Source organism: Halochromatium sp. (genome assembly GCF_046541315.1).
Lineage (GTDB): Bacteria > Pseudomonadota > Gammaproteobacteria > Chromatiales > Chromatiaceae > Lamprobacter.
Window position 1 is genome coordinate 1 of record NZ_JBKHDN010000101.1, and the last position, 9,515, is coordinate 9,515.

General features: G+C 67.2%; 11 protein-coding genes. 4 read left to right on the top strand and 7 right to left on the bottom strand.

What is annotated here, in order from left to right:
* Positions 1-155: 155 nt before the first annotated feature.
* The 7 genes from ACLFQI_RS08275 to ACLFQI_RS08305 form a co-directional block, all read right to left on the bottom strand.
* Entirely contained in the window at positions 156-1,211 is a 1,056-nt protein-coding gene (locus ACLFQI_RS08275; RefSeq protein WP_410758433.1) for a tyrosine recombinase XerC, read from the bottom strand.
* A gap of 33 nt (positions 1,212-1,244) precedes the next feature.
* Positions 1,245-1,928: a DUF484 family protein gene (locus ACLFQI_RS08280; protein WP_410758434.1), complete on the bottom strand. Its 684-nt coding sequence runs from the start codon at positions 1,926-1,928 to the stop codon at positions 1,245-1,247.
* A complete protein-coding gene (gene dapF, locus ACLFQI_RS08285) occupies positions 1,925-2,758 on the bottom strand; it encodes a diaminopimelate epimerase (protein ID WP_410758435.1) in 834 nt (277 codons plus the stop codon). Before dapF ends, ACLFQI_RS08280 begins: the two co-directional genes overlap by 4 nt.
* 70 nt (positions 2,759-2,828) lie before the next feature.
* Positions 2,829-4,145 carry a diaminopimelate decarboxylase gene (lysA, locus tag ACLFQI_RS08290; protein ID WP_410758436.1) on the bottom strand — a complete coding sequence of 439 codons (1,317 nt, stop codon included), beginning with the start codon at positions 4,143-4,145 and terminating at the stop codon, positions 2,829-2,831.
* Positions 4,146-4,158: 13 nt separating this feature from the next.
* Positions 4,159-4,395 carry an LPS translocon maturation chaperone LptM gene (lptM, locus tag ACLFQI_RS08295; RefSeq protein WP_410758437.1) on the bottom strand — a complete coding sequence of 79 codons (237 nt, stop codon included), beginning with the start codon at positions 4,393-4,395 and terminating at the stop codon, positions 4,159-4,161.
* Positions 4,396-4,467: 72 nt separating this feature from the next.
* Positions 4,468-4,596, bottom strand: coding sequence for a hypothetical protein (locus ACLFQI_RS08300; RefSeq protein WP_410758438.1), 129 nt, complete (start codon positions 4,594-4,596; stop codon positions 4,468-4,470).
* A 125-nt stretch (positions 4,597-4,721) separates the two neighbouring features.
* Complete coding sequence (locus ACLFQI_RS08305) at positions 4,722-5,246, bottom strand: L,D-transpeptidase family protein (protein WP_410758439.1); 525 nt, start codon at positions 5,244-5,246, stop codon at positions 4,722-4,724.
* Between the two features lie 313 nt (positions 5,247-5,559).
* Here ACLFQI_RS08305 and ACLFQI_RS08310 point away from each other — a divergent pair, with 313 nt between their 5' ends.
* The 4 genes from ACLFQI_RS08310 to ACLFQI_RS08325 all read left to right on the top strand — a co-directional run.
* Positions 5,560-6,621 carry an alpha/beta fold hydrolase gene (locus ACLFQI_RS08310; protein ID WP_410758440.1) on the top strand — a complete coding sequence of 354 codons (1,062 nt, stop codon included), beginning with the start codon at positions 5,560-5,562 and terminating at the stop codon, positions 6,619-6,621.
* A 45-nt stretch (positions 6,622-6,666) separates the two neighbouring features.
* The gene (locus ACLFQI_RS08315; protein ID WP_410758441.1) at positions 6,667-8,187 is read left to right on the top strand and encodes an SDR family oxidoreductase; all 1,521 of its coding nucleotides are present in this window, start codon (positions 6,667-6,669) and stop codon (positions 8,185-8,187) included.
* Positions 8,188-8,404: 217 nt separating this feature from the next.
* On the top strand, positions 8,405-8,794 hold the full coding sequence (locus ACLFQI_RS08320) for an HPP family protein (protein WP_410758442.1): 390 nt from the start codon (positions 8,405-8,407) through the stop codon (positions 8,792-8,794).
* A gap of 167 nt (positions 8,795-8,961) precedes the next feature.
* Positions 8,962-9,515, top strand: a 554-nt coding sequence (locus tag ACLFQI_RS08325; protein ID WP_410758443.1) for a Clp protease N-terminal domain-containing protein, incomplete at its 3' end; no start/stop codon positions are given.

Consider the following 9,515-nt stretch of genomic DNA (forward strand, 5'->3'; position numbering starts at 1 on the left):
GGTCGCGCGGCACTTCGCGCCCGATATCGAACGCCTCGGCTACCGCTTCGATCCCACCCCATGACCGGGATGGGCGACCGCGATGACCGGCATCTGCTCAACGAGCTAGAGGGCCTGCTGCGGGAGACCGCCGACCGGTCGGCGACGCGAGCGGCTCAGCGGCGTTTGCGCGCGCGCGGGTGCGCCTGGTCGTAGACCTGGGCGAGATGCTGGAAATCGAGATGGGTATAGACCTGGGTGGTGGCGATATCGGCGTGGCCCAGCAGCTCTTGCACCGCCCGCAGATCGCCCGAGGATTCGAGCAGATGGCTCGCGAACGAGTGTCGCAGCAGATGCGGATGCAGGTTGCGATGCGCCGCGCGTTGTTGCGCCCAGTGCCGCAGGCGCGCCTGCACGGTGCGCGGATGGATGCGACCGCCTCGCGAGCTGACGAATAAGGCCGGCTCATCTTGCGCGGCGAGCAATGGGCGCACGCCAAGCCAGGCATCGATGGCCCGCAGCGCGGCCTTGCCCACCGGGACGCGACGCGTCTTCGCGCCCTTGCCGACCACGGTGAGCATCGCTTCGGCGGGATCGATGTCGCGCACATCGACCGCGATCAGCTCCGCCAGCCGCAGCCCGGACGAATAGAACAGTTCGACCATGGCCGTGTCGCGCAACGCTAGCGGCTCATCGTCGGCGCCTGTCTCACAGCATGTCTCGGCTTCAGCCTGGGCTTCCACCTTGGGGGCAGCCTTGGTCTTCACTTTGGAATCGGCCTGACTATCAGGCTCGGCCTCGTCAATGCCTCCGCCATCGGTGATCGCGGCGGTCATGTCGGCATCCAACAGCGCGCCGAGGGTATCGGCATCCAGGCTCCCCGGCAGACGGCGCGGGCTCTTTGGCGCCCGCAGGCCGCGCGCCGGATTGTTGATCAGCAACCGCTCGCGCAACAGGAAATCGAAGAAGCCGCGCAAGGCCGACAGCTCGCGCGCCAGGGTGCGGCCGCCGATACCGTGGCGATGGCGGGCCGCGAGATAGCGCCGGATCGCCTCATCGCGCAGCTCGGACCAGGCGGCGATGCCCTGCTCCAGCCGCCAGCGATCGATGCGCTCGAGATCGCGCCGATAGCTGCTCAGGGTATGCGGCGAGGCGCGGCGTTCGCTGGCGAGATGTTCCAGAAAACGCGCGAGCAAGGGATCGGGCGCCGGCCTGTCGCTGATCGCGGTCATCGATCATGAGTCCAGGTGGCTCGACCCATCGCCTCAAGCCGCTTGGCCGCGATGGGCCAGGTCGGCCAACTTGGCGCCGGCGATGGCGCCGAGACGTTCGAGCAGCTCGGTGCCCATGTCCGGGCTGAATCGCTTTGGGTCCGTGCTGCCAATCGCCAACACGCCGGTGTGTTCATGCGCGCGCAACGGCACCAGCGCGGCGGAATGGATCTCGAGCGCGAGCGGGCCGAACAGGGCCTCGGCCTGCTCCGGGGCGAAGGGACCGCAGAGACAGCGGTCGCGGTCGACGAAATCGACGAAATCGCGCACCAGCGGATCGCTCGCGCGCGCCTCGGCTTCGAGCGGGAACAGCTTGATGGCGACGGCGTCCGCCTTGAAATGCTTGCGCAGCGCCTGCTCGAGCACATGCAAGGCCTGCTGCGGATCGGGCGCCACGATCAGGCGCAGGGTCAGCTCGTGCACGCGCGTCAACAAGGCCTCGTAGTCATGCGCGCGCGCGACGAGGTGATGCAAGCGGTCGCGCTCGTGCGCCAACTGCTCGCGCAGCACCGCCACCTGCCGTTCGATCAGCGAGGTGGCACCGCCGCTATCGTGGGGCACCTCGAGCTTGGCCAGCACCGCTGGATGTCGCAACAGAAAGTCCGGGTGATGCATCAACCAGTCCGCCACGCTGTCTTCGTCGACCGCCTGGTCCAGGTCATCGATTAGACGATTCATCGCTCCAATTCCCCATCGAAAACACGGGTGGCCGGCCCCGTCATGGTCACCGGTTGACCCTCGCCGAGCCATTCGACCCTCAGGGTCCCGCCAGGCAGGCTCACCTCGACGCACTCGTCGAGTTCGCCCCAGAGGCGGCCGATGACCATCGCCGCGCAGGCGCCGGTGCCGCAGGCCAGGGTCTCGCCGACGCCTCGTTCCCAGACCCGCAGCCGGATCGCTGCCGCGTGCTGGCGCTGCATGAAACCGACATTGGCCCCCCGCGGGAACAGCGGATCGCGCTCGATGCGCGGGCCGAGTTCGGCGACCGGCGCCTGCTCGAGATCGTCGCTGACCGCCAACACCGCGTGCGGATTGCCCATCGACACGGCGCCGATGCGCAACGCTCGACAGCCGGCGCCGAGATCGTAAGCCGGTGCTCGCGAGCGCGCCAACAGCGGGATCTCGGCCGGGGCGAAGCGCGGCACGCCCATGTCGACACTGACCTGACCATCGGCGCACAACCGCAGAGCGATCGGTCCTGCGGCGGTGCCGACCCGAATCCGATCCGCGCGCGCGAGTCCTTCGTCGCGCACATAGCGGGCGAAGCAGCGCGCGCCATTGCCGCATTGCTCGACCTCGGAGCCATCGGCATTGAAGATGCGATAGTGAAAGTCCGTCTCGGGCGAGCGTGGCGGCTCCACCAGCAGCACCTGATCGCAGCCGATGCCGAAATGACGGTCGGCGAGCTGGCGGATCAGCTCGGGGTTCGGCGCAATGCGTTGGCGGATCGCGTCGATGACGACGAAATCGTTGCCCAAGCCCTGCATCTTGGTAAACCGCATCCGCATCAGACCATCGAGCCCGCTGACGCGCGCGCAAGCAACCAGGCCCAGGGCGCGGTGAATTCGGGACGACGCCTCATGGCAGGATCGCCTCGCCGGCGAACAGCTCGCTCAATGTCTCGCGACGGCGCACCAGATGGACCTGGTCGCCATCGACCATCACCTCGGCGGCGCGCGGGCGGCTGTTGTAGTTGGAACTCATCGAGAAGCCGTAGGCGCCGCTGCCGCGAATGGCCAGCAGATCGCCCTCGGCCAATGCCAGGCGGCGCGCGCGGCCGAGGAAGTCGCCGGTCTCGCAGACCGGGCCGACGATCTCGTGCAGTTCATCGGCCGGCGTGCTGAGCGCGCTCGCGTGTTGGTCCGGTTCCTGGGCAGACTCAGGGACAGGCTCAGGGGCAGACTCAGGGGCCGGGCGCCGCACCGGCACGATCTCCTGCTCGGCGCCGTAGAGGGCCGGGCGCAATAGATCGTTCATCGCCGCATCGACGATGGCGAAGCGATGCGTCGGCGTCGGCTTCAGGTATTCGACGCGGGTCAACAGCACGCCGGCATTGCCGGCAATCGCCCGCCCCGGCTCCAGGATCACCTCGAACGTACGCGCGCCGAGCCGTTCCGAGAGCGCGGCGGCGTAGGCGGCGGGCAACGGTGGATCCTCGTCGGTGTAGCGGATGCCGAGCCCGCCGCCTAGGTCCAGGTGTTCGATCGCGATGCCCTGCGCGGCGAGCCGATCGACCAGCCGGAGCAGGCGCTCGAGCGCGTCGAGGAAGGGTTCCAGGCTGGTCAGCTGCGAGCCGATGTGGCAATCGATACCGACCACGCGCAGCCCTGGCTGCTCGGCGGCGTGCCGATACACGGCCTCCGCCGCCTCGATGTCGATGCCGAACTTGTTCTCCTTGAGGCCGGTGGAGATGTAGGGATGCGAGCGTGCGTCGACATCCGGGTTGACCCGCAGCGAGACCGGCGCCACGACCCCGCGCTCGAGCGCGATGGCGTTGATGCGCGCCAGCTCGGATTCGGACTCGACATTGAAGCAGCGGATGCCGACCTCGAGCGCGCGCTGGATCTCGTCGGCGCGCTTGCCGACCCCGGAAAAGAGGACCTTGGCCGGGTCACCGCCGGCCGCCAGCACCCGCTCCAGCTCGCCGACCGAGACGATGTCGAAACCGGCGCCCAGGCGCGCGAGGAGATTCAACACCGCCAGATTGGAGTTGGCCTTGACCGCGAAACAGATCAGGTGCGGGCGCGTGCCCAAGGCCTCGTCGAAGGCCCGCCAATGCCGAGCCAGGGTCGCGCGCGAGTAGACGTAACAAGGGGTGCCAAAGCGCTCGGCGATGGCCTGCAACGGCACCTGCTCGGCATGAAGCCGGTTTCCCTGATAGTGGAAATGATCCATCTCGGGGCGACGTTCAGAAGGCACCGGACGGCGACGGAACCGCGGGCACCTCGTCGCCCGCCTCGCGCCCTCCCTCGTGCGAAGCGCCCGAAGCCGGCGTTGACACGGCTCGGTTCGCCGCCGGGTTCGCCATGTCGGACTCGGCGTCCGGCAAGTAGAGCGAACCCCTTTGTCCGCAAGCGACCATCATCTGGCCAAACCCAAGGACGGAGATCAGGAGATAGAGCAGAGAACGGGCCCAGCAGTGCATGGTTCAGTGGTCTCGAATCGCGGCTTGGCGAGCCGGCAGCCGGGGTTCGCCCGGCTGTCCGGCCCCGACGGCTTACTTGCCGATCACGCCCTTAACGGCGCCAACCACCTTGTCCTGCGTCTCTTTGGCCCAAGGCGGCTGTGGCCAATTCCAACCAATGACGATGCCGACAGCAACGCAAAAAAGGGCGATCAGTAACATCTTCAACCTCCGCCGCACATTGGCGGCCTCTGCAACCATGGGAAAGGAAAGCCCCTAAAGTATGAAGGACTTCGGGCGCTCTGGCCACCTTTGAAGCGCACCCCTTGCCCGCGCCGAATCGGGGGCTAGGGCAGGATCGTGATGGGCGTGCCATCGGCGACCAATGCCCAGATCTCGTCCATCTCCTCGTTCCCGACCGCGATACAGCCGTCGGTCCAATCGTGCCGCCGGTATTCCTCGGCCAAGCGCGGCGAGGTCAGCCAGTTCGGCAGGCCATGGATCATGATCATGCCCCCGGGCGAGACGCCCAACGAACGCGCGACCGTGCGATCCAAGGCGTTCGGATAGGAGATATGGATGGATTTATGGAATGCACTGTTCGGATTCCGCCAGTCCAACACATAATCGCCCTCGGGCGTGCGCTCGTCACCCTCTTGAACCTTGTGGCCACGCGGTTGCCCTCCGAGCGAGACGCGATAGCGTCGATACATCCCGCGATCATTGTGCAGTTCGAGCGTGCGCGCGGCCTTCCTCACGAGCACCCGGTCGATGTCGGGGGGGCCGGGCTCCGGCTCCGGCTTGGACGCGCAACCAGCGGCGAGCAGCGCCAGCAGGCCGGACAGGCACAGGAGCCGGCGGCCGCCTCGCATGGCCCTTCCTCGCCGCGCCATAGTGGCGAGCAAGGCGGCGGAGCACCCCCCGCGAGCCTCGCCATGAATCATCGCCAATCGCATGCTTGTGAGAGGGTTAAACAGGATACCTCAGGTCGATTCTAGCAAGGATCCCGGTCCAGGGATAGCCCAGCGAGCGAATCCGTTCGCGAGCCTCCGCTTGCCGATGCCTTGTCGCGGGCTCGCCGCGATCACCGCCGCAGGCTGCCAATTCGACAGCCCGACCGAGCGCCTGTGCTAGCATCCACGCAGCCGACCTCCCCGAGCGAGCGCTCGTCGATCCTGTATCCCGATGCGAACCCTGCTGCGAATCCTGTTGAGCCTCCTCCTGCTGCTGGTCCTGTTCGGACTGCTCGCTGTCGTGCTCGGCCCCTTCCTGGTGAGCGTCAACCCCGCGCCCGGCGTCGCCGACGTCAGCTCGGTGGCGGCCGCCGAGAGCCGATTCGTTCGGTTGCCGACGGGGCCCGATGACACCCAAACCTTCCATTACGTCGCCCGCTCCGGCCCGGATCCCAAGGCACCGCAGCTGCGAGAGCCACTTCAACAAGATCGACGGCCCGCGTTCGTCCTGCTCCACGGCTTCACCTTCAACCTGTTTACCTGGAACCAGGTGTTCGAGACCTTCGCGCGCTATGGGCCGGTGGTCGCCTATGATCAGCTGCCCTACGGCCTGAGCGCGAAGCCGGTGCCCGATCCGACCCAGGGCGACCCCGATCTCTACAGCAAAACGGCCGCGCTGGAGCAGCTATTCGCGCTGCTCGATGCCCTGGAGCTTGAGCAGGTCATCCTGGTCGGCAACTCATCGGGCGGCACCCTGGCGTTGGAGGCCGCGCTCGCGCAACCCGAACGCGTCGCCGGCCTGATCCTGATCGCGCCCTGGGTGCACTCCAAGCGCCCCGTCCTGCCGGACTGGTTGGTCGAGCTGCCGCAGATGCGGCGGATCTCCTTGAGCCTGGCACGCTATCTTGGCCGTCACAGTCCGCTGCTCGATTATTCCTATGCCGAGCCCGCAAGGATCGATGAAGAACGCCGCGCAGTGACCGGCGCGCATCGGCTCTTGGCGGGCTGGGATCTGGCCTGGGGCGCGCTGCTGCAACGCTCGCTGAGCGACCCCGTGACCATCGCCGAACGGCTCGACGAGATCGCGCAACCGACCCTGGTGCTCACTGGCGACGCGGATCGGGTCGTTCCCGTCAGCGATACCGTCGCCACCGCCGAGGCCCTGGCGAACGCATCCCTCGTGACCCTGCCCGACTGCGGCCATCTGCCGCAAGAGGAATGTCCCGCCGAGGTCGCGTCTGCGGTCAGCGCCTGGCTAAAAGCGCGCGGACCGGTCCCGATCCCGGCACCCTGAACCGTTTGCAGCAGGTCGAGGCAGTCATCCACCGGTGGAGGCGATATGACCGACACGGCCGATCAGAAACCGGACACCACCCCGAGCGCGCATCCGCCGGATTCCAGCCGGACAGGCCCTGCGTCGGCGCCCCGCTGCCTGGTGTTCGGCGCCAGCGGCTACATCGGCAGCCATCTGGTGCCGCGCCTGTTGGACGAAGGCAGCGCGGTGCGCGCGAGCAGTCGCAACGCCGCCGCGCTCAAGGCGCGCGGCTGGGAGGGCGTCGATTGCGTCGCCGCCGATGCGCTCGCTCCGGCGAGCCTGGCGCGCGCGCTCGATGGCATCGAGATCGCCTACTACCTGGTGCACTCGATGGCGGCGGGCAAGGATTTCGGCCGGCTCGATCTGGAAGCGGCGGCCAATTTCGCCGCCGCCGCCGAGCGCGCCGGGGTCGAACGCATCGTCTATCTCGGCGGCCTGGTCCCGGACGCTGCCGAGAGCGAGCACATCGTTTCGCGGCGCGATACCGGCGACATCCTGCGCCGTGGCAGGGTGCCGGTGACCGAACTGCGCGCCGGCATCATCGTCGGCCCCGGCTCGGCCGCGTTCGAGGTGATGCGCGATCTGGTCTATCACCTGCCGGTGATGATCACGCCGCGCTGGGTGCAGTCGAAGTCGCCACCATTGGCGCTCGACAACCTGCTGATGTACCTGGTACGGCTGCCGCAGATCAAGGCCAGCCGGGGGCGGATCTTCGATGCCGGCGGCCCCGAGACCCTGACCTATCGGCAGATGATGCGCATCCTCGCTGAGGTCGGCGGCCGCCGCCCGCCGCTGATCATTCCGGTGCCGATGCTGACGCCGACCCTGTCGGCCTATTGGCTGCGCTTCATCACTGCGGTGCCGACCAACATTGCTCGCGCCCTGATCGGCGGCCTCAAACACGACTTTTCCGCCGACGATGCCGAACTCAAGCGCCTAGTGCCGCAACAGCTGCTCGGCTTCCGCGAGGCGGTCGAGGCGGTATTCGCGGCCGAGCGCGAGAGCGCGCCCATCGTCGCGCGCTGGATCGAAGGAGCCTTTGCCGTGCGCCAACAACGCATCGACTATGCCTATTACGCCAAACGCGCCGGTGGTCGCGCCGAGACCTCGGCACCGCCGAGCGCGGTCTGGGAGCTGGTCTCCAGCATCGGTGGCAACGAGGGCTGGTACTCCATGAACGGTCTCTGGAAGCTGCGCGATCTGATGGATCGGCTCGCCGGTGGCCCCGGCGGCCAGCACGGGCGTCGCCATCCGACCGACTTGCGCGTTGGCGATCGCATCGGCTCCTGGAGCGTCATCGGCCTCGAGCCCGAGCGCCGCCTGAGCCTGGCCTTCGGCATGCGCGCACCGGGCGCCGGGATGCTCGAATTCGACCTCGAACCGCGCGCCGATGGCGGCACCAAGCTCAGCATCACCGCCTACTGGCACCCGGCTGGGGTTTGGGGCCTGGCCTATTGGTACGGTTTCCAGCCGGTGCATCGGTTCATCTTCAGCGGCACCGCGCGTGAGATCTGCCGACGCGCCGAGGCGCGCTCCCCGCGGTAGGTCGTTCCATCATGCCCTTCCCCTATGGCCTCAACGACTTCGCCACCCTCGGGCAAGAGGGCCATTTCCATCAGGAACGCAGCGCTCGTCTCCCCGCGGGAGGGCGTCACTAACTCGACCCTGAGCCTGTACTTTCTCAAGCATCTGCAACAGAGGATACTGGCTGGCAGGCCAGCACGACGCTGAAACAACCCCACGCAATCCAAAGGAGCCCAACATGCAGGTTAGCGACTACATGACCGCATCCCCGGTGACCATCGCGATGGACGCCGACTATCAAGACGCCTTCCAGATCATGGAGGAACGCGATTTGCATCACCTGCCGGTGGTCGATGCCGAGGGCGCCGTCATCGGCATCCTGACCCGACGCGATCTGCAACTGGCCGCGCGCTGCTTCAAGGAGGCGCCCGCCGAGGTGAGCGAGGTGATGCACAGCCCGGTGACGACCATCGCCCCCGATGCCGATCTCGCCGCTGCCGTCGATTGTATGCGCGGCGATCGGATCGGCTGCCTCCCCGTTTCGACCGACGGCGGCCACCAGATCGTTGGCATCATCACCGAGACCGATCTGCTGCGGGCCCTGGCCCAGCTGCTTGCGCAACGTTGAGTCGCGGCCTCATCGCCCTGGGCGTTGATTGGCAGGGGTAGGAACAGGCATCGGACGCCTTCGCCCCAAGGCCCGGTGCCGACGAAACGCCCACCAACAACTGCTTGAATTCTCGCTAGGCCCGCCACAACTCGTCGAAAACCTTAGAGTTTGCCGGAGATACGCACATGAGAATGGACAAGCTGACAAGCAAGTTCCAAATGGCCCTGGCCGATTCGCAAAGCTTGGCGCTTGGGCGTGACCATCAATTCATCGAGCCGGTGCATCTGATGATCGCTCTGCTCGACCAGGACGGCGGCAGCGTGCGCCATCTGCTGTCGCAGGCCGATGTCAGCGTCAACCGGCTGCGCTCGATGCTCGGCGAGGCGCTCGAACGCCTGCCGCAGGTCTCGGGCGCCGGCGGCGACGTGACCGTCTCCAATGCCTTGGGCAAGCTGCTCAATCTGACCGATAAGCTCGCCCAAGCGCGCAACGACCAATACATCAGTTCCGAGCTGTTCGTGCTCGCCGCGCTCGAGGACAAGGGCGAACTCGGCAAATTGCTGCGCGAGGCCGGCGCCAGCAAGGGCGCGCTGGAGAAGGCGATCGAGACCCTGCGCGGCGGCGAGGCGATCAACGACCCCAATGCCGAGGAACAGCGCCAGGCGCTGGAGAAATACACCATCGACCTGACCGAGCGCGCCGAGCAGGGCAAGCTCGACCCGGTGATCGGCCGCGACGA